At 63.7% G+C, this 25772-nt stretch carries 30 protein-coding genes; 8 read left to right on the top strand and 22 right to left on the bottom strand.

What is annotated here, in order from left to right:
• The gene (locus RTP54_RS01135) at positions 1-879 is read left to right on the top strand and encodes an EamA family transporter (RefSeq protein WP_312360258.1); all 879 of its coding nucleotides are present in this window, start codon (positions 1-3) and stop codon (positions 877-879) included.
• 83 nt (positions 880-962) lie between these two features.
• Here RTP54_RS01135 and RTP54_RS01140 read toward each other — a convergent pair whose 3' ends face one another.
• From RTP54_RS01140 to RTP54_RS01155, 4 genes are all read right to left on the bottom strand, one after another.
• The gene (locus tag RTP54_RS01140; protein ID WP_312360260.1) at positions 963-1757 is read right to left on the bottom strand and encodes a pyrroline-5-carboxylate reductase dimerization domain-containing protein; all 795 of its coding nucleotides are present in this window, start codon (positions 1755-1757) and stop codon (positions 963-965) included.
• Entirely contained in the window at positions 1754-3007 is a 1254-nt protein-coding gene (locus RTP54_RS01145) for an aminopeptidase (protein WP_312360262.1), read from the bottom strand. Before RTP54_RS01145 ends, RTP54_RS01140 begins: the two co-directional genes overlap by 4 nt.
• Before the next feature lie 80 nt (positions 3008-3087).
• Positions 3088-3966, bottom strand: coding sequence for an MBL fold metallo-hydrolase (locus tag RTP54_RS01150; protein ID WP_312363118.1), 879 nt, complete (start codon positions 3964-3966; stop codon positions 3088-3090).
• Between the two features lie 84 nt (positions 3967-4050).
• Positions 4051-4725 carry a glutathione S-transferase family protein gene (locus tag RTP54_RS01155; RefSeq protein WP_312360264.1) on the bottom strand — a complete coding sequence of 225 codons (675 nt, stop codon included), beginning with the start codon at positions 4723-4725 and terminating at the stop codon, positions 4051-4053.
• An 86-nt stretch (positions 4726-4811) separates the two neighbouring features.
• Here RTP54_RS01155 and RTP54_RS01160 point away from each other — a divergent pair, with 86 nt between their 5' ends.
• Positions 4812-5267: a MarR family winged helix-turn-helix transcriptional regulator gene (locus RTP54_RS01160; RefSeq protein ID WP_112809205.1), complete on the top strand. Its 456-nt coding sequence runs from the start codon at positions 4812-4814 to the stop codon at positions 5265-5267.
• A 91-nt stretch (positions 5268-5358) separates the two neighbouring features.
• Here the strand turns inward: RTP54_RS01160 and ybaK are convergent, their stop codons facing one another.
• The 4 genes from ybaK to tatA all read right to left on the bottom strand — a co-directional run bounded on the left by ybaK (position 5359) and on the right by tatA (position 8107).
• On the bottom strand, positions 5359-5832 hold the full coding sequence (gene ybaK, locus RTP54_RS01165) for a Cys-tRNA(Pro) deacylase (RefSeq protein WP_112809481.1): 474 nt from the start codon (positions 5830-5832) through the stop codon (positions 5359-5361).
• Between the two features lie 16 nt (positions 5833-5848).
• Positions 5849-6208, bottom strand: a complete 360-nt coding sequence (locus RTP54_RS01170) for an ArsC family reductase (protein ID WP_312360265.1) — start codon at positions 6206-6208, stop codon at positions 5849-5851.
• Between the two features lie 78 nt (positions 6209-6286).
• Positions 6287-6922, bottom strand: a complete 636-nt coding sequence (locus tag RTP54_RS01175; RefSeq protein WP_312360267.1) for a YitT family protein — start codon at positions 6920-6922, stop codon at positions 6287-6289.
• Positions 6923-6937: 15 nt separating this feature from the next.
• The gene (gene tatA / locus RTP54_RS01180; protein WP_112816444.1) at positions 6938-8107 is read right to left on the bottom strand and encodes a tyrosine aminotransferase; all 1170 of its coding nucleotides are present in this window, start codon (positions 8105-8107) and stop codon (positions 6938-6940) included.
• A gap of 229 nt (positions 8108-8336) precedes the next feature.
• Between tatA and RTP54_RS01185 the strand changes: the two genes are divergently transcribed.
• On the top strand, positions 8337-8810 hold the full coding sequence (locus RTP54_RS01185; protein ID WP_112809202.1) for an Lrp/AsnC family transcriptional regulator: 474 nt from the start codon (positions 8337-8339) through the stop codon (positions 8808-8810).
• Between the two features lie 54 nt (positions 8811-8864).
• Here RTP54_RS01185 and RTP54_RS01190 read toward each other — a convergent pair whose 3' ends face one another.
• Positions 8865-9926 (bottom strand): succinylglutamate desuccinylase/aspartoacylase family protein, encoded by a 1062-nt coding sequence (locus tag RTP54_RS01190; protein ID WP_312360271.1) that lies wholly within the window; start codon positions 9924-9926, stop codon positions 8865-8867.
• A 167-nt stretch (positions 9927-10093) separates the two neighbouring features.
• Between RTP54_RS01190 and RTP54_RS01195 the strand changes: the two genes are divergently transcribed.
• Positions 10094-10720: a glutathione S-transferase family protein gene (locus tag RTP54_RS01195; protein WP_312360273.1), complete on the top strand. Its 627-nt coding sequence runs from the start codon at positions 10094-10096 to the stop codon at positions 10718-10720.
• Between the two features lie 174 nt (positions 10721-10894).
• Entirely contained in the window at positions 10895-11359 is a 465-nt protein-coding gene (locus RTP54_RS01200) for a hypothetical protein (RefSeq protein WP_312360275.1), read from the top strand.
• Positions 11360-11512: 153 nt separating this feature from the next.
• On the opposite strand, the gene RTP54_RS01205 is transcribed toward RTP54_RS01200, so the two are convergent.
• From RTP54_RS01205 to RTP54_RS01215, 3 genes are all read right to left on the bottom strand, one after another.
• The gene (locus tag RTP54_RS01205; RefSeq protein WP_112809198.1) at positions 11513-11926 is read right to left on the bottom strand and encodes a GFA family protein; all 414 of its coding nucleotides are present in this window, start codon (positions 11924-11926) and stop codon (positions 11513-11515) included.
• A gap of 129 nt (positions 11927-12055) precedes the next feature.
• Positions 12056-12520, bottom strand: coding sequence for an SRPBCC domain-containing protein (locus RTP54_RS01210; RefSeq protein WP_312360279.1), 465 nt, complete (start codon positions 12518-12520; stop codon positions 12056-12058).
• Positions 12517-12846, bottom strand: coding sequence for a metalloregulator ArsR/SmtB family transcription factor (locus RTP54_RS01215; protein ID WP_312360280.1), 330 nt, complete (start codon positions 12844-12846; stop codon positions 12517-12519). The genes RTP54_RS01210 and RTP54_RS01215 overlap by 4 nt, the downstream gene beginning before the upstream one ends.
• A gap of 216 nt (positions 12847-13062) precedes the next feature.
• Here RTP54_RS01215 and RTP54_RS01220 point away from each other — a divergent pair, with 216 nt between their 5' ends.
• The gene (locus tag RTP54_RS01220; RefSeq protein WP_312360281.1) at positions 13063-13368 is read left to right on the top strand and encodes an antibiotic biosynthesis monooxygenase family protein; all 306 of its coding nucleotides are present in this window, start codon (positions 13063-13065) and stop codon (positions 13366-13368) included.
• A gap of 210 nt (positions 13369-13578) precedes the next feature.
• Positions 13579-14436, top strand: coding sequence for a sigma-70 family RNA polymerase sigma factor (locus RTP54_RS01225; protein WP_312360282.1), 858 nt, complete (start codon positions 13579-13581; stop codon positions 14434-14436).
• A 21-nt stretch (positions 14437-14457) separates the two neighbouring features.
• Here the strand turns inward: RTP54_RS01225 and RTP54_RS01230 are convergent, their stop codons facing one another.
• The 5 genes from RTP54_RS01230 to RTP54_RS01250 form a co-directional block, all read right to left on the bottom strand.
• Complete coding sequence (locus RTP54_RS01230) at positions 14458-15225, bottom strand: class I SAM-dependent methyltransferase (protein ID WP_312360284.1); 768 nt, start codon at positions 15223-15225, stop codon at positions 14458-14460.
• A 13-nt stretch (positions 15226-15238) separates the two neighbouring features.
• Positions 15239-16801: a glutamine-hydrolyzing GMP synthase gene (gene guaA, locus RTP54_RS01235; protein WP_312360287.1), complete on the bottom strand. Its 1563-nt coding sequence runs from the start codon at positions 16799-16801 to the stop codon at positions 15239-15241.
• Between the two features lie 94 nt (positions 16802-16895).
• Complete coding sequence (locus RTP54_RS01240) at positions 16896-17534, bottom strand: 5'-methylthioadenosine/S-adenosylhomocysteine nucleosidase (RefSeq protein ID WP_112809191.1); 639 nt, start codon at positions 17532-17534, stop codon at positions 16896-16898.
• A complete protein-coding gene (locus RTP54_RS01245; protein ID WP_112816451.1) occupies positions 17531-17983 on the bottom strand; it encodes a PaaI family thioesterase in 453 nt (150 codons plus the stop codon). Before RTP54_RS01245 ends, RTP54_RS01240 begins: the two co-directional genes overlap by 4 nt.
• 85 nt (positions 17984-18068) lie before the next feature.
• Complete coding sequence (locus RTP54_RS01250; RefSeq protein ID WP_312360290.1) at positions 18069-18521, bottom strand: TspO/MBR family protein; 453 nt, start codon at positions 18519-18521, stop codon at positions 18069-18071.
• Positions 18522-18604: 83 nt separating this feature from the next.
• Between RTP54_RS01250 and RTP54_RS01255 the strand changes: the two genes are divergently transcribed.
• A complete protein-coding gene (locus tag RTP54_RS01255; protein WP_312363120.1) occupies positions 18605-19159 on the top strand; it encodes a GNAT family N-acetyltransferase in 555 nt (184 codons plus the stop codon).
• 9 nt (positions 19160-19168) lie between these two features.
• Here the strand turns inward: RTP54_RS01255 and RTP54_RS01260 are convergent, their stop codons facing one another.
• The 5 genes from RTP54_RS01260 to RTP54_RS01280 all read right to left on the bottom strand — a co-directional run bounded on the left by RTP54_RS01260 (position 19169) and on the right by RTP54_RS01280 (position 25597).
• Positions 19169-20260: a DUF1513 domain-containing protein gene (locus RTP54_RS01260; RefSeq protein WP_312360292.1), complete on the bottom strand. Its 1092-nt coding sequence runs from the start codon at positions 20258-20260 to the stop codon at positions 19169-19171.
• Between the two features lie 82 nt (positions 20261-20342).
• Positions 20343-21332 carry a magnesium transporter CorA family protein gene (locus RTP54_RS01265; RefSeq protein WP_112816454.1) on the bottom strand — a complete coding sequence of 330 codons (990 nt, stop codon included), beginning with the start codon at positions 21330-21332 and terminating at the stop codon, positions 20343-20345.
• Positions 21333-21604: 272 nt separating this feature from the next.
• Entirely contained in the window at positions 21605-22729 is a 1125-nt protein-coding gene (locus tag RTP54_RS01270) for an imelysin family protein (protein WP_409517083.1), read from the bottom strand.
• Positions 22729-24267: a di-heme oxidoredictase family protein gene (locus RTP54_RS01275; RefSeq protein ID WP_112809184.1), complete on the bottom strand. Its 1539-nt coding sequence runs from the start codon at positions 24265-24267 to the stop codon at positions 22729-22731. Before RTP54_RS01275 ends, RTP54_RS01270 begins: the two co-directional genes overlap by 1 nt.
• A gap of 49 nt (positions 24268-24316) precedes the next feature.
• The gene (locus RTP54_RS01280) at positions 24317-25597 is read right to left on the bottom strand and encodes an imelysin family protein (protein WP_112809183.1); all 1281 of its coding nucleotides are present in this window, start codon (positions 25595-25597) and stop codon (positions 24317-24319) included.
• Between the last annotated feature and the right edge of the window lie 175 nt (positions 25598-25772).

Below are 25772 nucleotides of genomic sequence, written 5' to 3' on the forward strand. Positions count from 1 at the left end.
ATGAGTCCGACCCGCAACCTCGACCTCGCCCTGACCGCGCTCGCACCGGCCGTCTGGGGCAGCACCTATCTCGTCACCACCGAGTTTCTGCCGGCCGGCTATCCGCTGACCGTCGCCATGCTCCGTGCGCTGCCGGCCGGGCTCCTGCTCCTTCTCATCGTCCGCAAGCTGCCTTCGGGCATCTGGTGGCCGCGCACCTTCCTGCTCGGCGCGCTGAATTTCTCGTTCTTCTGGGCGATGCTGTTCGTCTCGGCCTATCGGCTGCCGGGCGGGGTCGCCGCCACCGTCGGTGCGATCCAGCCGCTGATCGTCATCCTCCTGTCGCGCGTCTTTCTCGGTTCGCCCATTCGCGTGCTCAGCATCGTCGCGGGCATCGCCGGCATTGTCGGCGTCGGCCTGCTCGTTCTGACGCCGGGGGCAACGCTTGATCCGCTCGGCGTCATCGCCGGTCTCGCCGGCGCCGTGTCGATGGCATTCGGAACGGTCCTGAGCCGCCATTGGGCGCCGCCGGTGTCGCCATTGACCTTTACCGCCTGGCAGCTTGCCGCCGGCGGACTGCTGCTGGTCCCGGTCGCGCTGTTCTTCGAGCCGGCTCTGCCGAGCCTGACCGTCGCCAATGTCGCCGGCCTTGCCTATCTCGGTCTGATCGGTGCCGCCTTCACCTACCTGCTCTGGTTCCGGGGCCTGTCGCGCCTTGAGCCCTCGGCGGTGGCGCCGCTCGGCTTCCTGAGCCCTGTCGTCGCCATCCTGCTTGGCTGGGGCGTGCTCGATGAGCGGCTGACATCAGTCCAGGCGCTGGGCATTCTCGTGGTGCTCGCCAGCGTCTGGCTGAGCCAGCGGGCGCAATTGCCGGCGAAGGCGCAGCCGGTCCGCGCATAGACAGCAGGGATCGGCGATCGCGCGATTGCGGACCTGGGTTGGGACACGCTGCAGTGGGAAATCGACGTCGCGAGAAAGTCGGCCTATCGGCTGTTCGTTCCGGCTGCCGCCCGGGCGGCGGCGGCCGTCAGGCCCCGGGCGATCGGGGTGCGGATATCGGCAGCCGCCATGGCTTCAAGCCCGGCAGCCGTCGTGCCGGCATAGGCGAGGAAGGTTTGCATGATCTCGGCGGGCGTCTGACCGCTGTCGGCCATCAAAGCGCTGCCGCCGAGGAAGAGCTGGCGCACGGCGCGTTCGGCAATGTCCGGTTCGATGCCCTTCGTCACGGCGTCCGACATCATCGCGTCGGCAAAGGCTGCGAGAAAAGCCGGGCCGGATCCGGTCAAGGCGGTGAAGTAATCGAGGTCCGCTTCGGTCTCGACCCGTTGTGCCATGCCGGATGCACGGAAGAACCGTTCTGCGAACGCGCAATCCGCCACGGTGGTTTCGGGGCTGGCAAGCCATGGAGTGAAGGAGAGCCGCTTTTCCGCGGCGGCATTCGGCATTGCCCGGATCACTCGACGTGCCTTGAACCGCTCGGCGAGTTCGGCAAGCGGCACCATCGCCATCACCGAGATGACGAGCTTGCCGGAGAGATCGAGCCTTATGGCGTCGAGATCCTGGGGGCGGACCGACAGCATGACGATATCCGCGTCGGCGGCAAGCGCGGCGTTGTCTTTCGTCTGGCGGACAGCCGGCCAGGGCTCGAAGCCCGCAACAGGGGCGCTGCGCGAGGAGACGGTCAACGCCTCCCCGGCGACGGCGCCATCGGCAAGGGCCGCCAGCAACAGGGCTTTTCCCAGCCAGCCGCCGCCACCGATGACGCCAAGCTTGGTCAAGCCCATTCGCCCTGGCGCATCACCGGCACGCGGCTGCCGTCGGCGCTGATGCCGTCGATATCGACCTGGCCGGAGCCGATCATCCAGTCGATATGGATCAGGCTCGAATTGCCGCCCTGGGCGCGGATCTGTTCCGGCGTCAGTTTGGTGTCGTCGACGAAGCATCCCGAGTAGCATTGGCCAAGGGCGATGTGGCACGAGGCGTTTTCGTCGAACAGAGTGTTGTAGAACAGGATACCGCTTGCCGAGATCGGCGAGGAATGCGGCACCAGCGCCACTTCGCCCAGCCGGCGGGCACCCTCGTCGGTGTCGAGCACCTTGTTCAGCACCTCCTCGCCGCGCGAGGCCTTCGCCTCGACGATGCGCCCGCCTTCGAAACGGACTTGGATGTTGTCGATCAGGGTGCCCTGGTGCGACAGCGGCTTGGTCGAGGACACATGTCCCTCCACGCGCAGCGCGTGCGGCGTGGTGAACACCTCTTCCGTCGGGATGTTCGGATTGCAGATGATGCCGTTTTTCGCTTCCGACGCACCACCACACCAGAGATGGCCGTCAGCCAGGCCGACGACCAGGTCGGTGCCGGGACCGGTAAAGTGCAGCGACGCGAAGCGCTGGCCGTTCAGCCAGGCGGAGCGGCGCGCCAGATTGGCGTTGTGTTCGTTCCAGGCGGCGACCGGGTCGTCGAGATCGACGCGCGAGGCAGCGAAAATGGCGTTCGCCAGCTTTTCGACGGCGATCGGCTCGGGATCGTTCGGGAAGACCAGTCGCGCCCAGGAGGGGTTCGGATAGGAGACGATGTTCCAGTTGATGTCGAAGTTCGAGATCTTTTCGAGCGCCGGCTTGTAAGCGATCGAGTTGGCCTTGTTGGCGCGCGCGACCTTGCTCGGGTCCTGGGCCGACAGCATCATCGGATTGTCGCCGGAGATGGCGAGCCGTGCCGCACCGCCGGCAAAGGCTTTCGCCATGCCCTCGTAGAGCCAGTCGCTCGCCCGGTCGAAGCTTTCGTCCGGCGCATGTTCATAACGCGCAAGCGTCGTTTCCTCGTCGGAGTAGAAGGTCGTCACCAGGCCGGCGCCGGCCTTGTAGGCGTGTCGGGTGATATCGCGCACCAAAGGCATGGCGGCAATCGGCGCCGTCATCACCAGGTCCTGGCCCTTCTGCAGCTGCAGGCCGATCTTGATGGCGACCTCCGCGAGCTTGTCGAGCTTGACCGGATCGATCGGGGTGGGGGTGTTGGCGGGATAGGTCATGATCTGCCTGTCGTTATGAAATCGGACGAACCAGACTTAGTGCTGTTTGCGGCGAAAATGAAGGCTGCCGGTTGCAAACGTCAGATGCTGGCGGCCGCCGCCTGCATTCTGGCGACGTTGCTGTCGTGCACGTCCTCATAGGGCGCAAAATAGAGGATCGACCCGGCGGCGATCTCGTCGGCTGCAAAGTCCTTGAGCGGGCCGATCGGCGCTCCCGTCGCTGCGGCGGTCTTCAGGCGTTCGAGGTAGTGTCTGTTGGCGTCGATCAGCGTGTCGTCGTAGCCGCCGGCGGCGATGCGGTCCCGGTCGCCATGGCTCGGCAGGATGCGGGTGATCGGCAAAAGGCGGAGCCGTTTCAGTTCCTCGATATGCGTGGCGACATGCTCGGCTTCGGCGATGAAGGTGGCGCAGTCCTCGACAGTGTCACCAGCCAGAAGCAGCTTCTCCTCGGGCAGAAAGAGCACGTTGCCGTCGGCGCTGTGAATGGCGAAGTGGTGCAGCTCTACCTTGCGCCGTCCCACCTCGAGGTCGAGGCGGACGTCGAACAGCCGGTTGGGCATGACGAGGGGATGGATCGGCGGTGTCGCCATCTCGATCTTTTCGCGGTTCTCGGCAAGCCGCTCCGCAGTCAGGGCCAATGCGATGATCTCGCAGTCGGCAAAGGCGGCGTTTCCGGCCACATGATCCTTGTGCCAATGGCTGAGCACAACGCGGATCGAGGTGACGCCGAGACCTTCGAGATGAGCGCGGATCGCTTTGGCGTGCGGTACGGAAATGTGGGTATCGTAGACCAGCGCCTCCTGGCCATCGACGACGGCATAGGACGCGACGCCGAGCGCATAGGCGCCGTCGTCGAGCCAGTTCGGCCCTTCGGCATGCAGCCGTGTCCCGGCGATCCTCCCGTCGTAATAGGCAAAGATGCCGGGATAGGGCTCAAGTATCGTCAGTGTCGACGTCATATCAGGCACGGGCGTTTCTCCTCCGCCAGGTTTGCACCGTCATAGGACGGTGCGGGCCGAAAAAGAAGGGCCGGTGCTGCCGTGCTATTGCGCGCGCAGCAGATAAGCGTCGTGCTCCCTGAGGAATGTCATCAGGCGCGCGTTGTAGTCCGATCCCACGGCGGCCCTGACGCTCGGACGTTCGGCGAGCGCCTGCCGCCAGGCGGATACCCGCGCAAGCCCGTCGAAAATTCCGTGGTCGACCAACGTGTCGAACAGGTCGAAATAGCGGAAGACCGGCGCAAACACCGCATCGACCAGAGAGAAATCCGCTCCGGCGAAATAGGGGCCATCGCCGAGCACAGCCTCGATGGTCGCGAATTTGGCCGCGACCGCCTGGCGCTTCTGCGCGAAGACGTCGGCATCGCCCGTGGTCTCGAAGCCCCAGAGGTCCGACAGGATCGACGAGCCGTATTCCATCCAGCCACGGTGGCGCGCCCGTTCGAGCGCGTCCGTCGGATGCAGTTTCGCGCCGGCCTGCGTCTCCTCGAGATACTCGCAGATGACCGAGCTTTCAAACAGCACGGCTTCGCCCGACGCCTGCGGGATCTGCAGCAGCGGCACCTTGCCGAGCGGCGAGATCTTCAGGAACCAGTCGGGCTTGGCGGCGAGGTCGATATTCACGCGTTCGAAGGCGACGCCCTTCTCGGCAAGCGCGATCGCGGCGCGTTGGACATAGGGGCAAAGATGATGGCTGATCAGGGTAAGGGTGTTAGCCACGGGCGGTCTCCAGGGTTGGATCAATGTAGATGCAATTGCATGTATGAAGGCTTGTCAAAGAATTCAAGATCGATGTAATTGCATCTATGAGTAATTTTTCCGAGAATCCGGCCTCGCCACCGTCTGCTTCCGTCACCCGGGCCTGGATCGGCCTCATGCATGCGCAGCGGCGCGTGCTCCAGGCGATCGAAACCGACTTCAAGAAGGCCGGCTTGCCGCCGCTTGGCTGGTACGACGTGCTTTGGGAGCTCGTGCAGGCGGAGGGCGGCAGGCTGCGCCCTTTCGAGATCGAGGCCCGCACCTTGCTCGCCCAATACAATCTCTCGCGCCTGATCGATCGGCTGGAGGGGCAAGGGCTCGTCCGTCGCGAGGCGTTCGATGACGATGGGCGCGGACGCTGGGTGGTGGTCACCAGCGAAGGGAGCGCAATGCGCGCGCGCATGTGGCAGGTCTATTCCCGCTCGATTGATGCGCATGTCGGCGCGAAGCTCGCTGGCGATGAAGCGCAGGAACTGGCGCGGCTGCTCGGCAAGCTGCGCTAGTCCTTCAGGGACTGGCTCCGCCTGTCGAGGCGGGATGTCTCTGTTGCCTCGAAAGTCTGCGCCGTTGCGAATGTCGACGCAACTGGTGGCGTCAGGCGATCAGCGGTGCCGAGACGGCCTTGAGCGCACCCTTGGCGTCGGCGGGCGCAAGCCGCACCTGCAGCCCGCGCTGGCCGCCATTGATATAGACCTGCGCCTCGGAAAGGGCCGTTTCCTCGATCGCGGTCGGCACCAGCTTCTTCTGCCCGAACGGGCTGATGCCGCCGACATGGTATCCGGTCAGACGCTCGGCATCGGCCGGCTTCATCATCGCCGCCGACTTGCCGCCGAAGGCGGCCGCCAGCTTCTTCATGCTGACCTCGCGGTCCGACGGCACGACGCAGCAGACCGGTTTGCCGTCGACCTCGGCCATCAGCGTCTTCAGCACCCGGCTCGGATCCTCGCCGAGCGCCTCGGCGGCCTGCAGGCCGACGCGTTCGGCGTTCGGGTCGTAGTCGTAGCTGTGAACGGTGAAGGCGACGCCGGCCTTGACGAGCATTTGCGTGGCGCGGGTGGTCTTGGACATCATGCGGCTCCGCTCGTCAGGCGTTCGCCTTGGCAAACAGCGCTTCGTAGAGATCCGGCTTGAAGCCGATGAGCAGATCGCCATTGGCCTCGAGCACCGGGCGCTTGATCATCGAGGGCTGCACCAGCATCAGCGCGATCGCCTTGTCGGCATCGAGGTTCTGCTTGTCGCCGTCGGACAGGTTGCGGAAGGTGGTGCCGGCGCGGTTGAGCACGATCTCAAAGCCTGCCTGCGCGCACCAGCGTTCGAGATGCGCGCGGTCGATGCCTTCCGCCTTGTAGTCGTGGAAGCGATAGGCGATGCCCTGGTTGTCGAGCCAGGTGCGGGCCTTTTTCATCGTGTCGCAGTTCTTGATACCGTAGATCGTGACCGTCATTCCCATGCCTTTCCTGCCTTGCGGGCAATTCGTGGCGGGAGTGATAGCCTCCCGCGTCGAACGAGGGAAGACGTTGTCTCAGGTCACGCCGGCATAGCGGCCGGGTTTGTGGTTGATGGCGAGCGTCATGTTGACGACGGCGGCACCCACCACCGAAAGGACGAGGTTGGCGGGCGGCAGCACGAAGAAGGCGGCCGCGAGGATCGCAAGGTCGACGGCCAGCTGGAAATAGCCGGCGCGGATGCCGAACTTTTCCTGCAGATAGATCGCCAAGATATTGATGCCGCCGAGCCCGGTGCGATGGCGAAAGAGGATGAGCAGGCCGGTGCCCATCAGTCCGCCGCCGACAATGGTGGCATAGATCGGGTCGAGCCGGGCAAATTCCACCCAGCCCGCCGTCAGCTTGGAAAACAGCGCCACCAGGGTGACGGCGAGGAAGGTGCGCAAGGCAAACATCCAGCCGAGCCGTTTGACCGCCAGCACGTAGAAAGGCAGGTTGATCAGCGAAAACACCAGCCAGAATTGCGCGCCGGTCGCATATTGCAGGAGCAGTGCGAGACCGGAGGTGCTGCCGGTCAGGAGCATCGCCTTGCTGTAGATGATGACGCCGAGCGACATGATCAGCGTGCCCGTCAGGATCGCCAGCGCATCCTCATAGAGGCGGTGGCGTTCGGCTGGCACGTTGCTTGCGTCGATCATGCGCTCGGTCTTCATCTTGTCTGTCGGTCCTCAGAGGTTCTTGAACTTGCCGATGATGTCACCGACCTCGGCCGTCTTCAGCCCGGCTATGTTGATGCGGCCGGAGCCCGGCATGTAGATGCCGTGCTCGTTCCTGAGGCGCATCACATCGGCTTCCGCAAGCGGCAACAGCGAGAACATGCCTTCCTGGCTGGCGACGGCGCCGAGCGCCTGCCAGCGGTCGCGCAGGCCTTCCGCCAACGACTGGCGGATGCCGGAAATGCGCAGCCGCATGGTTTCGAGCTCCTGTCTCCAGTCGCTGGCCAGGTCCGCATCCGACAGAATGGTGCGCACGACAGCGGCGCCGTGATCCGGCGGCATCGAGTAGCTGGTGCGTGCAAGGCCCGCGAGGTTGGAGCGGACCGTGTCGGCCGAGGAAGACGACGTGGTCACGGCGAAGATCGCGCCGGTGCGCTCGCGGTAGAGGCCGAACGATTTAGAGCAGGAGACGCAGATCAGCGCTTCCGGCACGACGCCGATGAGGTGGCGAAGCCCGACGACGTCCTCGTCGAGGCCCCGGCCGAAACCCTGATAGGCAAGGTCGATCACCGGCAACAGGCCGCGCTCGGCGACGACGGCCGCGATCTCCATCCACTGCGCCTCGGTCACCACGCCGCCGGTCGGATTGTGGCAGCCGGCATGCAGCAGCACCGCATCGCCGGGCGAAGCGCCTTGAAGTGCGCTCATCATGGTATCGAAGAGTACGGTCTGGGTGGGGATGTCGAAGAATGGATAGCCGGCTGTCTCGATGCCGCCGGCCTTGAAGATGCTGGCATGGTTCATCCAGCTAGGCAGGCCGATCCAGATGCGCTTGCCCCCCATCTGGCGGATCAGGTCGGCTGCAAGCCGGAGTGCGCCGGAGCCGCCGGGCGTCTGTACGCCGGCGAGATGGCTGCGATTGATCGTGTCGCCGCCGACCAGCGTCCAGAGATGATCGACGAAGAGGAGGTCGCCCTCGGGGCCGACATAGGCCTTGCTGTCCTGCGCTTCGAGCAGGCGCTTTTCCGCCTCCTTGACCGCGCGGAAGATGGGGGTGTGGCCGGTCTCGTCGCGATAGACGCCGACGCCGAGATCGACCTTTCCGGGACGCTCGTCCTTGCGATAGAGCCCGATCAGGGCCAGCAACGGATCGTCGGGTTGGCGGGTCAAAGCGTCGAACATTCCGGTGGTCCCCCTTGGCAATGGCTGAACTGGCGATCAGCGGTCGAGGCGATCGCGCCGGTGGCCGTCCTCCGGCCGCCGTCGGGGTCCTTCATTAAGGCAAGGGACGCGCAAAATCGACGTCATATTTGCCACGGAGACAATATTCGCATAGATCGAATTGCGTGAATTGCCGCATTTCTTTTGCTGATTTGCGCAAATGCCGGAAAATCGGCGAAAGGGCTTGCTCATGGCGGAGCGTGGCGCGACCGAACTCGATGCGATCGACAGACGGATCATCCGGCTCCTGGTCGAGGATGCGACCCGCAGCAACAACGAGCTTGCCGCGCGTGTCGGGCTGTCACCGGCGCCGCTGTCACGCCGGCTGGCGCGGCTCTATTCGGCGGGGGTTATCCGGCAAACGGTCGTGATCGACCCGAAGGCGGCAGGCGTCGGCTTCCAGGCCTTTCTCGAGGTGACGCTGGAGCGGACGGCAAGCAAGGTCGGGCAGCGCTTCATCGAGCTGGTATCGCGCATGCCGGAGGTGGTGGAGTGCCACACGGTCGCCGGCGATTTCGACTTCCTGCTGAAGATCGCCGTGCGCGATGTCGCCGACTACAAGCGGCTCTTGTGGAGTGAGTTCGAACAGATCGCCGAGATCAAGACTTTGCGCTCGACCATCCTGCTCGACAGTCCGAAGATGTCGGCAACCTTGGCGCCTTGATGGACGAAACGCCCGGGGGCGTTCCGTGATCGTGATGACGAAGCCGCGATGGCGTCAGGCTTCGAGCGGTCCCGGCTTGCGCGTGGCGCTGGAGGCGGTAGCACAGGCGATCTTCATCAGGTCCGAACGGCGGCGGGCGTGCCGTGTCGATACCCGGGTAACGATCAACCCGTCCTGCGGCGCACGCACCTCTACGGCGCCATCGGGTTGTCCGGGACGGTTGAGGATCGTCACCAGCAGATCGCCGGCCTTCACGCGGTCGCCGATATCGCGGTGGAAGAGAATGGCGCCGGATGCCGGTGCGCGGATCATCTCGATATTGTCGAGCGGGGCAACGACGCCGCCAAAGGCGGGAAGGGCGGGCTTGTCGGCGGCAACGACGCCGCGGGCGATGAGGAAGCGGAGCAGGCCCTCGGCATCCTTGCGGGCCATATCGGGGTAGACGTCGCGTGTGCCGCGAAGCTCGACCGTGACCGAAAGCCGCCCGGACAGGCTTGCCTTCTTCTGTCCGGCCGTCTCGTATTTCCAGGCATAGGCGACGGCCTCTTCGAAGGCGGAGCTCTCGCCGTCGGAAAGAAACACTGCTTCCATGTCGAGCGCAGCGGCGAGATCGCTCGCTTCCGGCCAGAAGGCATCGTCGATATAGGCGTATTGCAGCGCTTCGTCGTCGCAGTGCAGGTCGATCATCAGGTCGGCACCGAGCGCCATATGCAGCAATTGCCGCTTCAGCCGATCCGTCGCCGAGTGGCGATCGAGCTGGTCGAGAAGGCTGTCGCGATCGCCAAGGGCGATCAGCGGAAAGTCGCGGTTGAAGTTGGTGCGCGAGCCGAGATCGAAGCGGCCCTGCAAATCGCCGAAATGCGACTGCGCCGTGCCGATCGGGTTTGCCTGCGGCACGACGGTGATGTCGCCGAGAATGGCACCGTCTTTCTCAGCCTCGGCAAGCATCTGCAGCAGGAAATGGGCAAGTGCGGTTCCGGGCAGTTCGTTGGCGTGCAGGGCAGCCTGAATGTAGGTCTTCGGCGCGTCGGGGTTTTTGCCCTTGAAGCGGAAGACCGGCAGGCGCCATTCGATGCCGGTGGTGTCGCCGGCGATGATGATTTCCGAGATGTCCATGGTTCCTCCCGCGTGTCTCTTCGAAGGCTTATCGGCATTCCCGATACGCTCCGCAAGTGGCTAGATACGGGGAGCTCCTTTGTCGTTCCACAAGCAGCGAGGCTTTGACTTTTGCCGAGCAACCGGTGTTTTCTGGCAATGTTCAAGCGTTGAAAGGGAGCGCGCTCATGATCCTGATCGGCCAATACGATTCGCCTTTCGTGCGCCGCGTCGGCATTGCGCTGACGCTCTACGGCATGGCGTTCGAGCATCGCCCCTGGTCGTCTTTTGCCGATGCGGACAGGTTGCGCCCCTATAACCCGCTGACGCGCGTACCGACCCTGGTGCTGGAGGACGGGACCGTCCTGATCGACAGCCACATCATCCTCGACTATCTCGATGGGCTTGTTGCCGATGATCGCGTGATGTTTCCGAGACGCGAGCCATCACGCCATCGGGCGCTGAAGGTCGCCACACTCGCCTGCGGGCTCGGCGACAAGGTCGTCAGCCTGTTCTACGAGAAGCGGCTGCACGAAAACGCTTCCGCCCTCTGGGTCGATCGCTGCCGCTGCCAGATCGAAGCGACGCTTGCTGTCCTTGAGGCTGATCGATCGGACATTGCGTCGGAGTTCTGGTTCGGCGAGCGGATCGGCCATGCGGACATTGCCGTGGCGGTGGTGCTGCGCTTCCTCGGCGAGGTGCATCCCGAGCTGGTGGCGATCTCCAACTATCCGGCCCTGCGGGCGCACGCGGAAAGGCTGGAGGCGCTCGCCGTGTTCCAGGCGATCAGCCAGCCCTTCATTGCCCCGGCATAGGCCTTCCATGGTCCGTCCGTCGGCCGTCTGCCACATCACCGAAGTTTGATGGTGTCGGCGAGGTCGCTGGTGCGCAATTCCATCGTCCGATCACAAATGCGGAGGATTCTGGGAGCGAGGCTGGCGTTCAAGGGCCTCTTGGGCGTCTGATGCCTCTTGCAAAGGGGATTTCCCATGAACATCACCCGAATAGCAGCCATTGCGGCCCTGTCGCTTTCCCCCTTCATCTTCACCTCAAGCGCTCATGCGCTGTCGATGTCCGAGTGCAGCGCGAAGTACAAGACGGCCCAGGCCGCCGGCTCGCTCAACGGCATGAAATGGAATGATTTCCGCAAGGCGCAGTGCGGAACCGACACGGCAGCCAAGCCGGCGACGATGACCAGCGAGGAGCCAACGGCCAGCAACACCGACAACGCGCCCGAGCCGGCCGCAACGACAGCCAAGGCGCCGAAGGGCGTGGTCTTCCCGAAGAAGGTTGACGCGAAATATTCGAGCGAAACCGCCGGCAAGGCGCGCATGCACACCTGCCTCGACCAGTACAAGGCAGACAAGGCAGACAACGCGCTCGGCGGCCTTACCTGGATCAAGAAGGGCGGCGGCTACTACAGCATCTGCAACACGCAGCTGAAGCATACCTGACCTGAAAATCCATGAAGCCAAGGAGATCGGGCGCTCCGGGTTTCCGCTGAAACCCGAAACGCCGGTCGCTCTGCCGCGGTCGCCAAAAGACCGGTATCGCAACGGGCGCGCCATCGCGCACCCGTTGCGATAGGCGCCGAAGGTTGCCCTGTTTCACGCTGGCGGCATGCCGTCAAACTTCGGCAAAGCCGGGTCGAGGTGATCCCAGGCATGGCCGCGCGATCCGTAGGTGACGGCGTCGGGCTTGTAGCGGCTCGGATCGTCGAGGCTCGCCGCGCGCACCGTGAAGATGTCGGGCATTGCCGCAAAGGTCATGTAGACCGGCGCGCCGCAGGTGGGACAAAAGGCCCGCGTTTTCACATTGCCGCTGTCGGCGACCATGTCCCAGAGGGTCGCCTTGCCTTCGAGCTTCACGCCGTCGCGCCTGAAGCTCAGATGCGATCCATGCCCTGTGCCGCTCTCTTGCTGGCAGTCGCGGCACTGGCAGTCGTTGGAGAACACCGGTTCTCCCGAGATTTCGTAGCGGATCGCACCACAGGCGCATCCACCGATATAGGTCTTGCTCATGTCAAACCTCCTGTTTTGGGCATCAAAAAGCAGGGCGTGCGGCATCGATCGGCGATCCCTGCCGTTCTCTTCATCGCGATATTGTCTGGGGTCGGCTCCGGCGCGCGCCTCGCGGTCGGCGCGACGCGGTCAGCTCTCGTCGTCGGTGACCGAACCGATTTGCGACAGGACTTTCGTCCAGCCCTGGCTCATGCTCTTGAACGCGGTGTCGTTTCTCGGTGTGATGAAGCCGGAATGGACAAGGCGGAGGCGGGTGCCGCTATCGACCTTCGACAGCGTCCATGTGACGATCGTGTCGAGGCGCGACCCATAGCCGGCATTGGTCTCGTGCCCGCCCTTCCAGGCATAGACGAAGCGCTCATGGGGGCGGACCTCTAGGACCTGGCAGTGGATGACGCCATCCCATCTGCCGGCCGGCGTCGTCTGGAAGGTAAAGCGATTGCCTTCGACCGGTTCGAAGCCCGTCGGAGCCATGATCCAGCGGCTCATAAGAGCCCCGCTCGTCAGGGTCTTCCAGATCGTCTCCGGCGGATGGGGGAAGACCTCGTCGACCACGATGTCCTGCGTGTGGGGTTGCAACGCCGTATCGGTCATGGATCGATCTCCTTCAAGAGAGTGCGCAGGTTTGCAAACCGTTCGCGCCAGAAGACGCCGTAGTGGCTCATCCAGTCGGCGAGCGGCGCGAGGCCTTCAGGTTGAGCGCGATAATAGACGTTGCGGCCCTCGGGGCGCTCGGCGACGAGACCCGCCTGCTTCAACGATTTCAGATGCTGCGAAATGGCGCCCTGCGTCACGCCGCTGCCACGGGTCAACTCGACCACCGTGATCTCGTCGGCATTGGCGATGCGCTCGAACACCGCCCGGCGGGTCGGGTCGGCAAGGGCGCGCATGATGGTGGCGACGGGTGCGGCTTCGATCATGAAAAATAATTAGCGCACACTTATCAATTAGTCAATGCTATTGTTTTTCTACTTCGGCCGCTTGGTTCTCCATGTCGATTACCAGTCACCGTCCCGCGTCATGGGGGCTGCAAGCTTTGGTCGATCAAGGAGCGTTCCCTGATTTTTTAAGTGCCGCGATCCGTTTTCATGCGTTTGCACGTCCTTGATGTGTTCGAAACAAAAAGGAGACATGTCATGTCCAATGCGCCCGTCATCTTGGTCAATCTGCTGAAGGCGAAGCCCGGCAAGCAGGACGCGCTGATCGCGATATTAAAGCAGAACACCGAAACCATTATCCGCACGCTTGAAGGCTGGAATACAACCCGGCTGATCGCGTCGGACAATGGCGACGGTGTTGTTATCTACTCCGAGTGGCAGACGTCCGCGGCCGTCGAGGCGATGCGCGCTGATCCACGCATGAAAGCCTATTTTCCCCGGATCCTCGAACTCGCGACCATCGACACGATGATGGGTGCGGCGGTGTTTGGCGAGGCCCGGTAAGCGACGGCGGACAGCCATGCACATCGGCATTCAGGCAACAGAGGGATCGCCATGGCTCGCATGGTCGTGAGCCACCCAATGGCCTCTAAAAACGTCGATGCGGTCGGCCAACATTCTTTCCAAGTTTGCGTGCTGGCCGCATTGTCGAAGACATTGCTCGAAATCGGCGCGGCATCAGATTGAACGGACAGGGGCGGGAGGTGTTGGCGGATGAACGCGGATCAATTCGAGGATAGCCTGAACGCGCTCAGGCCACGCCTTCATCGCTATTGCGCGCGCATGACGGGATCGGCCATCCATGGCGAGGACGTGTTGCAGGAGGCCCTCGTCAAGGCGTTGCGCGCGCGCGCCGAAGGCGTGGTGGTCGATAGCCTCGAGGGCTGGCTGTTTCGCATCGCTCACAATGCAAGCCTCGATTTCCTGCGCGAGAAATCGCGCAACACAGTGGTTTCCCTAACCGAAGACATGGAGGCAGCGACCATTGCCGACCCGGAGATTGTCGCGGTCAGCTTTCAGGCATTTCTGCGGCTGCCTGCGCTTCAGCGCTGCGCGGTCATCCTCAAGGATGTCCTCGGTCATTCGGTCGACGAGATCTCCGGGGTTGCAGATTGCTCCCCGGCGGCGGCAAAGTCTGCCTTGCAGCGTGGGCGCGTTGCCCTGCGTCAGCTTGCTTTGGTGCCGGACGATGTCCGGCTGCCGTTGATGCCCGAGCCGGATCGACGGAAGATTGCCGCCTATGTCCGTCACTTCCACAACGGCGATTTCGATGCGATCCGGGCCATGCTTGCCGATGACGTGAAGCTCGATCTGGTGAACCGCCTCCAACTGGACGGACGCGACCGGGTCGGCCCGTATTTCACCCGTTACGGGGAAGTGACGAATTGGCGATTTGCCTTGGGGGAGGTCGAGGGCCGGCCGGTCATGCTGGTCTTCGACAGCACCGCCACTATGGAAAGACCGAGCCATTTTGTCCTGATCGAGTGGAAAGCGGAGCGCATCGCCGCGATCCGCGATTTCCTGTTCGCGCCCTATGTGCTCGAAGGCATCGACTGGGCGCGTTTGGATTGACAGCCGGTGGGTCAACCCCGCTCAGCGAGCCAGGGGATATGGAACGCGCCGGCGACCGATGGGAATGATCTCCGGTGTCGCTGCCTCGAGCGGCCTGCCATCCCAGCCGCCGAGCCACTGGTCGACGACGAGGCCGGCTTCGGCGATCATCGACGCGAGGTCATCATAGGACGGGAAGGCGATTTTCGACTGTGCCGAGAAGGTGCGCCCGTCGACGGCAATCCGGTAGAAGGTATCGTATTCGACAACGCCGGTATCCGGGTCATGCCGCACGTCGTTCCAGGCGAGCACTTCGCCCAGTTTCGGATGAACGATAACCCGCTCGGATTCGACGGGCGTCCATTCCTGCCATTCCGTGACGACAGGGTTTCGGCTGTCGAAGATGAAGCGGCCCTCAGGCGAAAGATGTGCTGCAATGGTCCGAAGCGCGGCAAGCTGATCTTCTCGTGTGAGGAAGACCTGGAAGGCATGGCCGCTGAGCAGGATCAGGTCGAAGGTCTCGTTCAGGCGGACGGCTCGCGCGTCGCCTGCAATCCAGGCAACCCGGTCACCGCCAGGTCTTTGCCTGGCGATATCCAGCATAGGGGCGGCGGGATCGACGCCGACGACGCGTTTGCCGCCCTGTTGCGCCAGCGCGGCTGCGAGCAGACCGGTGCCGCACCCGAGATCAAGGATCGAGGTGCGGCCCGTGGCCATGGTCTTGAGATATTCGCTGTCGGCGGTCCAGCCGTTCTCGATGTCGTAGAACGCGGCAAGCTCAGGGTCGTGATAGAGCTTGTCCGACGTCATCGAGAGGACCGGATCATTCCCACTCGATCGTGCCGGGCGGCTTCGACGTGACGTCGTAGACCACGCGGTTGATGCCACGGACCTCGTTGATGATGCGCGTCGCCGCGCGGCCGAGGAATTCCATGTCGTAGTGGTAGAAGTCGGCGGTCATGCCGTCGACCGAGGTGACGGCGCGCAGCGCGCAGACGAACTCGTAGGTGCGGCCGTCACCCATGACGCCGACGGTCTGGACCGGAAGCAGCACGGCGAAGGCCTGCCAGATGGCGTCGTAGAGGCCAGCCTTGCGGATTTCGTCGAGATAGATCGCATCGGCTTCGCGCAGGATCTGGAGCTTCTCGCGGCTGATGCCACCCGGGCAGCGGATGGCAAGGCCCGGACCCGGGAAGGGATGGCGGCCGATGAAGCTGTCGGGCAGGCCGAGCTCGCGGCCAAGCACGCGGACTTCGTCCTTGAACAGTTCGCGCAGCGGTTCGACCAGTTGCATGTTCATGCGTTCCGGCAGGCCGCCGACATTGTGGTGCGACTTGATCGTCACCGACGGGCCGCCGGTGAAGGAAACGCTTTCGATGACGTCGGGATAGAGCGTGCCCTGGGCAAGGAAATCCGCGCCGCCGAGCTTCTTTGCCTCTTCCTCGAACACCTCGATGAACAGGCGGCCGATGATCTTGCGCTTGGTTTCCGGATCGCTCTGGCCTTCGAGTTCGCCGATGAAACGGTCGGACGCGTCGACGTGCAGGAGGTGCAGGTTATAGTGCTCCTCGAACATGGCGACGACGTTCTTCGCCTCGTCCTTGCGCATCAGGCCGTGGTCGACGAGGATGCAGGTCAACTGGTCGCCGACCGCCTCGTGGATCAGCAGAGCCGCGACCGAGCTGTCGACGCCGCCCGAAAGCGCGCAGATCACCTTCTTGTCGCCGACCTGCTTGCGGATCGCGTCCACCGCCTTGGCGCGGTAGGCCGACATCGACCAGTCGCCCTTGATGCCGGCGATCTTGTGCACGAAGTTGGAAATCAGCTTGGCGCCATCGGGCGTGTGCACCACTTCAGGGTGGAACTGCACCGCGTAGTACTTGCGCTTCTCGTCGGCGATGAAGGCGAATGGGGCATTTGCCGAGGTGGCGACGACTTCGAAACCTTCGGGGATCGCTGTCACGCGGTCGCCATGCGACATCCAGACCTGGTGGCGCGAGCCAAGCGACCAGACGCCGTCGAACAGCGCGCAGTCTTTTTCGACTTCCAGGAAGGCGCGGCCGAATTCGCGGTGATGGCCGCTCTCGACCTTGCCGCCGAGCTGGGCGCAGATGGTCTGCTGGCCGTAACAGATGCCGAACACCGGCAGGCCGGAATCGAAGATCACCTGCGGCGCGCGCGGCGAACCGATGTCGAGCGTGGAGGCCGGGCTGCCGGAGAGGATGACGGCCTTCGGCTTCAGCCGCTGAAAACCTTCTTCCGCCGACTGGAACGGCACGATTTCACAATAAACACCGGATTCGCGCACGCGCCTTGCGATGAGCTGAGTCACCTGGCTGCCGAAGTCGACGATGAGAACGGTGTCGGGATGGGCTGTCTGGGTCATGTCGGGCCTTCAAACAAGCTTGATCATGGCGAGCCTTTAATCAAAGCCCGTCTTTAGCGCAACGATTCAATTGCACCCCGACAATCCCTGGCTTTCAGAGCCGGATCTCCGCGGCGCCGATCGCAGTCTCGAGCCTGTCGATGACATGGGCGAGCTTCTCGTCGATGACGTGGAGATATTCCGTCCAGTCGCTGACGTGCTTGAGCTCGGCTTTGCCGTCGGAAATGCCGCGGAGCGCAATCAGCGGTACTTCGAAGGATTGGCAGGCACGCAGCACCGCATAGGTCTCCATCTCCACCATGTCGGCGTCGATGCCGTCATAGGCGGCGCCCGATACGATGTTGGCGCCGGTCGACAGCCTTGCCTCCTTGACGTCGGGGATGCGCAGCGGCAGCGAGACGACGGCGGGAAGATCGAGAAACGGCGTCGCCCCCTTTTCGAAGCCTAGGGCGGAGGCGTCCATGTCGCGATAGCCGACCGATATTGCCTGATAGACCTCGGTCTGTTCGAGCCTTGCGGCACCCGCTGAGCCGAGCGAGACGACGAGGTGCGGCAGGTTGCCTTCGGCGGCAAGGCCGGCCAGCGCCTTCGTCAGGGAGACGGCTGCTTCGACCGGACCGACGCCGGTCATCAGCGGCGTGATCCGGGCTTGGAGATGCGGACCGTATTCGGCATCGACGGCCATGACGTAGAGCACCCTGTGCCCGGCGACGTCCTTCATTGCAGAATTCATCCTTCGACATCCTCGCGTCCGCGGATCACCATCATCGTCCCGGTCATCGAGGCGATCAGCTTGGCCGGTCCGTCGGCGCGGATGGCGTAGCCGCGCCCGTCTGAGACGATGATCGTCGTGCCCGGCTTGGTGACTTCGCCGCGAAACAGGAAGCGTTCGCCGCGCCCTGGCGACAGCAGATTGACCTTGAATTCGATCGTCAGGATCGAGGCATCCGGATCGATGACGGAATAGGCGGCATAGGTGCCGGCGGCGTCGAGTGCCGCGGAGATCACGCCGGCGTGCAGGAAGCCATGTTGCTGCGTCAGCTTGTCGTCGAAGGGAAGTTCGATCTCGACCGTTCCCTGCTCGACCAGCGTCAGTTCCGCACCGATCGTTTCCATGGCCGCCTGCCGCGCGAAGCTTTCCCGGATGCGGCTGCGGAAATCTGGGGGATCGCTGTCGTCCATCGGTCTGCACGGCCCTGGTTGTCGCGGAAGGCCCGTTGCCTTCCAGATCGGCGGACAGTCGCATGGCAGCACGAGTGCGACAAGCTCAATTCATGAGGAAAATCGAGCCGTTGAGCACGGTCGCAAACGCCACCCAGACGAGATAGGGCAGGAACAGCAGGGCCGAAATGCGATCCCGGTTCCAGCTTGCAACGATGACGCCGGCCACAGCGACGAGCAGCGCGACGATGACGATCAGCGCCGAGGAAACGTCCTGCATGCCGAAGAACAGCGGCGACCAGAGGAAGTTGAGGAGCATCTGAGCTACCCACAACCGCATCGCCGCGGTGTGGCGATGCCAGAGAAACAGCCGGGCGCCAACGATGCCGATGATGACATAGAGGATCGACCAGACAGGGGCGAAGATCCAGTTCGGCGGATTGAAGGCAGGCTTTGCCAGAGCCTGATACCATTCGCCGGGAATGTTGTTGTAGCCGATGAGGAGCCCGAGACCGAGAACGACGGCGATGAAGACTGCGTGGACGAGGGTTCTGTTCATGCAGCGACAGATAGAGCGGCCTTGACTGCTTTCCAGCGGCGATGGCTGTTTCGAAGCGGCAAGGCGCTTCCTATATCTCTGCCATGAAAACCTTCCGCCGCATCGACATCCGGCCGGCCGGGCCGGATGACGTCATGATGATCGCCTCCGTCATCGTCGAAACCTGGCGATCGACCTTTCGTGGGCTGATTTCCGACGACTTCCTCGATGCCATGCGCATCGAGGAACAGGCGTTGCGTCACGCCAGGCGCATGCGCGTCGTCGACGTCTTCCATCTGGTCGCCGTCGACATGGGCACGAACAGGGTGATCGGTTTTGCCAATTACGGCAAAGCCCGCTCTATGCCGCCGCGGTTCGATCGCGAGCTTTACGCACTCTACATCCTGAAGGAATTCCAAGGGGCAGGCATCGGCTCGGCGCTGGTGCGCAGCGTTGCCGCCCATTGCCGGGAAATGCGCGCGAGATCGCTGTTTGCCTGGGTCCTGTCGAGCAATCCGAACCGGGCGTTCTATGAGCGCCTGGGTGCCATGGCCGTCGGCCAGGGCAAGGTCAGCCTCGGCGGCGAGAACCACGATCAGATGGCCTATCGATGGGACGATCTGGCAAAGCTTGCCGGCGAGGGCCGATTTTCGGCCTGACGCTTACGGTCAGGAACGCGAGAGCCGGACGATATGCTGGTCCCAGGCGACCCGGCTCTCGCGCTCCTTGAAACGGCCGCCATAGGACGACACGGCAAAGCCGGGACGGGCGGCAGCAACGCCGGCCGCGTCGGTGACGCGCTGCTCGCGCAACACCGCGCCGCTGCGCGCATCGAGCGTCACGGCAACGCCGCCCCTGGGCGAAGTCAGGCCGATCAGTCCCTCCGCACGGTTGACGGCGATGGCGCCGACATAGTTGGCGAGTGCTTCGGTGGTGCTCTCCGGCAGCGGCACGAAAGCGAGATCCTCTCCGTGCGAGAAATGGCCGACGAGCGGCGGTAGTCCGTCGCGTGCGCCCTCGTACTGGCAGGCAAACCAGATCTCTCCCTTCAGGCCGATATCGACATGGCGGGTGGATAGCCGGCTGAGCTCGGCCGGCAGCGCGTGCTTCTGGATGAGGGCGCCGGTCTCGGTGTCGACCAGCGTCAGGCTCGGTTCCATGTGGTCGAGGTTGAGCTTGGTACGGCCGAAATCCGGATGGGTCTCGATGCCGCCATTGGCGATCGCCAGCATCCGGCCATCGGCGGAAAGCGTCATGTCGTGCGGGCCGATGCCATAGGTCGGGAATTCGCCGATGCGGGCAAAGGCGGAGGTGCCGTCATAGATGCCGATCATGCCGCGATTGGCGGCAAAGTCGTTCTCGGTGGCGTAGAGCAGCCGCCCATCGGCGGAAAAACAGCCATGGCCATAGAAGTGTCGGCCGTCGGCCGCGGCAATGACGATCGGCTCGGCGCTGCCGTCGGCAGCAAGGATCATCGCATAGGTGCCGGGACGGCGGGCAAAGGCGACCGTGCGCTTGCTTGCGGCGGAATAGGCCATGCCGTGGGCGCGGGCGGGCAGCGCCGTGCGCTCGACGATTTCGCCCGCCTCCGTCAGCGTGGCAACGCCAAAGCTGCCGTCCGGCGCCATGAAGGCGGAGGCAAAGACCGCATCGGCGCGCTCGAGCGCGAAGGCGCCGCGCGCTCCGAGCGTCGCCACCCAGGCGGCGCCGGCCATCTTGATGAAAGTGCGACGGTCGATCAGACCCGTGGTGGCGCCCATGCCATATCCGCCTGCCATTTGATCGGTCCGGCAACGCAGTTGTGCCGCCGGACCTTTCGCTACGATGTAGCAGATTACACCCTCAGAGCCAGCCCCGACGCTTGAAGTAGAGGAAGGGAACGATCGCCGAAAGCACCATCAGAGCCAGCGCATAGGGGTATCCGAAGCGCCATTGCAGCTCGGGCATCACCTCGAAATTCATGCCGTAGATCGAGGCGACCAGCGTCGGCGGCAGGAACACGACGGCGGCGACCGAAAAGATCTTGATGATCTGGTTCTGCTCCAGATTGATCAGGCCGAGTGTGGCGTCGAGCAGGAAATTGATCTTGTTCGACAAAAACAGCGCGTGGTCGCCGAGCGATGTCGCATCGCGCTGGATCAGCTTGATCCGCTGCCGGCTTTCCTTTGCCGCCTTGCGCGGGCCGATGCCTTCGAGCGCGACGTGATAGGCGACCAGCCGACCGATGCTGACCAGGCTTTCGCGCACGATCGTCAAAAGGTCGCCCTTCTGGCCGATTTGCTCGATCAGCGACTGCAGGTCGCGCGTCTTCTTCGTGGCGCTGGCATTGGTCTTGCGGAACACGTCGCGAGAGATGCCGTCGACCTCGCTGCCGGCCCGTTCCAGCGCGTCGGCGGTTCGGTCGATCATTGCTTCGAGCAGCCCCAGCATCACCAGTTCGCCCGTCTCGCAGGCCTGGCCGTTGGCCTTCTGCAGCCGGTGGGCGTAGGTCTGGAACGGCTTGGGATCGGCGTGGCGCACGGTGACCAGTGTCGCGCCCTTGACGATGAAGGTCACGGGCACCTTGACCGGATTGTCGCTGTCGAGCTTGGCAACCGCCGTCATGGTCATGAACTGGGCGCCGTCTTCCTGATAGAGCCGATCGGAGAGCTCGATTTCCTGCATTTCGTCGCGCGTCGGGATCTCGATGCCGAGCTGGCCCTGGACCAGTCGGGTCTCCTCGACGGACGGATTAAGCAGGTCGTACCAGATGACCGGGGTCGGCGACGCGAGGCCGTCGAGCATGTCGACGAGCACGAGGTGGCTGTTCTGGCTTTTGTAGATGCGCAGCATATTGGGCTCCATAGGGCGAGTCATCCGACCGCCGCGAAGCCCTGATCAATCAGGACCGAACGGTCGTGAGCATGAAGGCTCGACTTCGACTGTCGGGGTTCATTGCAAGTTGATCCTTGTGGTGAAACGTGCCCGCGAGAGCGGACACGGGAGCGCTTTGCGCCCAAACGGGGGGATTGTCAACAGCTGCGGTATTGCTGGCCTTTCCAGGCGCACGGGCCCCGCCGCCGCACCTCGATCGAAGGCGACGTGCAGCCGTAAAAGGCTGTCGCTCAGTCGCCGTCGGCAAAGGAGAAACCGGCGCCGAGACCGATGGCGCCACCGAAATCCTTGTTCAACCGGCCGAGAAGATCGACCGTGTTGAGGGTCAGGAAGTCGAGCTTGCCGCGGCTCTTGTCGTCGGCAATGGCGTCGGCGATCGGGCCGTCGATGTTTTGCGAGATGCCGATGACGGACTTGAAGACGAAATCCGCCGATCCGGCGACCGAACGGCTGTCTTCCGGAAGCAGGCTTTGCATGTCGGCCACATCGAACAGGGTCTTGAGGCCGGCGAAGTTGGCGGCGATCGAGGGCATGGTGTTTTCCGAACGCCAGTAGATCGCCGACTTCGGATGGCCCTTGTCTTCAACGCCGTCGACGGTGCCGGCATAAAATGGCTTCAGCCGCTGGTCCTTCACCATTTCGACGCCATGCACGAAAATGCCGAGCAGCTCGGTTGCCGCTTCCTTGCTGTCGCGAAACTCCGGATTTCCGGGCCCCGGGTTTTTCCAGGCAGCCTGGATGCCGTCGGGTTTTTGCCATTCCGCCAGGAATTCGTTGGCGATCGAGTCGAGGTTCTGCGAAATCGCCACGCCGTAGCGGCAACGGAAATCGCCCGTCTTGCCGACCAGCGTTTCGGAGCCGTTTCCGTAGAGCACGTATTCGAGTGCGCCCAGGCCTTGCGCGGCGACACTCTTGCCCTTGAGCGTGGCAGCGCTGGTCGCCGTCTCGTCGCTCTTGGCAAGGATGGCCTGCACCTGCTTCAGCCCGGTGCTCTTGCGATCCGGATAGAACAGGAAGCGCTCGAACCGGTTTTGCGCCAGCGCCGGGCCGAGCCGTATGATCTCGATCGTCGACCAGGCTTGCACCAGATCGGAGAATGCCGCTTTCGCCTTGTCCTGCGATGCCGGGGAGGGCGCCTGGCAAAGAGCGGCCGTCGCGGTCGCGAGCGCCGCGGTTTTATTCGAAAGATTGCGATAGCCGGGGATGATGAAATCGTCGACGGCCTTGGCCATCACCTGGGGCACGGCGGCCTCGTTGACGACGCGGGGCGAAAGAGCGCTCCCTTCCTGCGCAAAGGCCGGCAGGGCTATCGTGGCCAGGCAAAGGCCAAGTGCAAGTGAAGGCATATAGGACATCAAAGAGACTCCAGAAAGGCGAGGAGGTCGCGGCGGTCACGGGTGGCAAGTGCTGCAAAGGCGTCGCGCGCCTTCTGGCCTTCGCCACCATGCCACAGAATGGCTTCGGTGAAATTGCGGGCGCGGCCGTCGTGCAGCAGGAACGTATGGCCGCTCACTGCCTTCGTCAGCCCGATACCCCAGAGCGGCGGCGTGCGCCATTCGCGGCCGCTGGCGACCCCCACGGCCTGGCCGTCGGCAAGGCCCTCGCCCATGTCGTGAAGCAGGAAATCCGAATAGGGCCAGATCAGCTGGAAGGCCAATGCCTTCTGGGACGCGTCGCGTCTGGTCACGTATTTGGGGGTGTGGCAGGACGCGCAGCCGCTCTGATAGAAGATCTCCTTGCCGCGCAGGGTCGTTGGAAAGCTCGCCTTGCGCCTTGCCGGGACGGCCAGGTGCTCCGAGTAGAAAGTGATCAGACCGAGCACCGGGTCCGGCGCCTCGTTGCTACCAAGGCGTGCCTGGACACCGGTCGGCAATTCGAGGCAGGCCGTTTGCGCCTCGGTGCAATCGCCGGCGCTGCGGTCCAGGTCCGGGGTTGAAATGCCGATGTCGGTGGAAAGCGCATCGGCTGTTTGCTGGCGCACCGTCGGCACCTGCGCCTTCCAGCCAAAACGGCCAAGGGCGATTTCTCCCGTCGCGCGATCACGTGCAAGCGACGCCCGTCCGCTGATGCCGTCGCCGTCGGCATCGTCAGGGTCTGCACGGGCGAGAATATCGGCCTCGTGGATCGCCTCGATCAGACCGAGCCCGATCATTTGCGGGGCAACCCTCGGCGAGAGCGTCGTCGTCGGATCAAGGGCGCCGTAGGCGAGATCGTCGACCGCATAGGTTGGTTTGCGCAGGAAGACCAGTTCGCCGTCCGACAGCGTCACCGGAAGCTCGGCATAGCGCATCGTCATCCGGCCTTCGGCGGCGAGCCCCGGCACGGCTTTGTCCTGAAGCTGCGCACCGTAGGTAGGGTCGGGAAAGTTGGGCATGTCGAAGTTTGCCAGCATCTGCCGCTCGCGCTCGTCGCGTGGCGCGCGGGCGAGCCTGTAGAGCATCGACGTCGCGTCGCTGGCTCCTTCCGGCGGGCCGCCACGTCCGTCGCGCGGGTGGCAGCTCAGGCAGGAGCGCGCGTTGTAGAGCGGCCCAAGGCCATCGGATGCCTGGGTTGAGGAGGGCGAGGACACCCAGAGCTTTTCGAACAGCGCGTCGCCCAGCTTGAAGCCTTCTTCGTCTTCGAAGGGCAGGTTTGCGGAAAACAGCGTGAAACTGTCCCGGTTGTTCGGGGCGATCGACGTTCCGGCGCCCGCAGACATCGCTTCGTATCGTTCCGCCTTGGAGAAATCGGTGGTCGGTTCGGTGATCGCCTCGACGCGGCGAAGGTCGGCTTCGGAAAGGTCATCGCGCCTGTGCTTCAGCGCGGACGTATCGTCGGACGCCTGAACCGCCGCCGCAAGAAGACACAGCGCCAGCAGCGACTGCGAAAGGGAGCGGGCAATGCATGCGTTCATCGATGGAGGATCGGGCCGCGTCCTTCAAGGCGCGGCCCGCCTTTTCAGCCTATTGGAAAACAGCGTTAGGATTATCCAAGCTGTCGGAACCTTCAAGCTCAATTGTTCCAAGATCGAGCGACGCGATGACGCGCTGAACGGTCTTGGCCTGGGCGATGAGGCCGTCGATCGCCGCCTGGACGGTGGCGTTGCCCTCGGCATTGCCTTCGCCGATCATCTGGTCGTAGGCCTCGACGGTTTCGGCGCGCTTGGCCATGGCCTGCATCTTGTCGACCGTGGTGGCGAGATTTGCCGTCATTTCCTTGTCGAGCGCCGCGTCCTTGGCAGCGACGAGTTCGGAAAGCGAGGCGCCGGTCAGCTTGGTGCCATCGACGCGGGTGTACTCGCCCGTATAGGCCGACTGGATGCCGATCGCGTCATGCAGGTGCGAATTGTGGGTGTTGTCGGAGAAGCAATCGTGCTCTTCCTCCGGATCGTGCAACAGCAGGCCGAGCTTCATGCGCTCGCCGGCAAGTTCGCCGTAGGACAACGAGCCCATGCCGGTCAGGATGGCGGTCAGGCCGGCCTTCGGGTCTGCTTCGACGACCTTGGTCGCCGCGCCATCCGGCGTCCAGTTGGCGACCATTTCCTTGAGGTCGGAGACGAGCAGCTCGGAGGCAGCCTTCAGGTAGGCGGCACGGCGGTCGCAGTTGCCGCCGGTGCAGGCCTTGGTGTCGTAGTCCGTGTAGGGACGGTTGCCGGCGCCGGCCTTGGTGCCGTTCAGGTCCTGGCCCCACAGCAGGAATTCGATGGCGTGGTAGCCCGTGGCGACGTTCGCCTCGATGCCACCGGCTTCCTGCAGCGTGCCGCCAAGCAGCTCCGGCGTGATGTTGGTGGCGTCGACGTCCTTGCCGTCGATCTTGATCGTCTTGTTGGCGATCACGTTGGCGGTGAACAGCGCGTTTTCGTCGCTTTCGCTGCCATAGCTCGGGTCGACATAGTCGATCAGGCCTTCGTCGAGCGGCCAGGCGTTGACCTTGCCTTCCCACTCGTCAACGATGGCGTTGCCGAAGCGGTAGACTTCCGTTTCCTGGTAGGGGTTGCGGGCCTTGAGCCAGGCTTCGCGCGCCGCCTTCAGCGTGGCTTCGCTCGGCGTTGCGATCAAGGCGTCGATCGCCTTGTCGAGCGCCTGCGCCGTGATCAGCGCATCTTCGAACTTGGCGTGCGCGACGACGGTGTAGTGCTTGACGACGGCGGCTGCATCGGTGGCAGCCTCTGCCGGCTGCAGGGCCAGCGTCGACGTTGCCGTCATGAGCGCCAGCGCCGCGGCGCGGATGAAATTCTTGGTCATGACCCTCTCCTGTTCTTTTCCCGGCGGGCCCGGAACGGACACCGCGGGACGGCGTCATCGCTCGGCGTGGGTCGTCAGATATCCCCCGTCGACCCGCCAGAGCCCGATTGTCATGAACCAAAAGTAAACTGGTGTCAAAGTGTATAGTTTAGAACGTTTTCAATCTGATGCGCGT

The sequence above is a fragment of the Ensifer sp. genome, from assembly GCF_031989085.1.
Lineage (GTDB): Bacteria > Pseudomonadota > Alphaproteobacteria > Rhizobiales > Rhizobiaceae > Ensifer.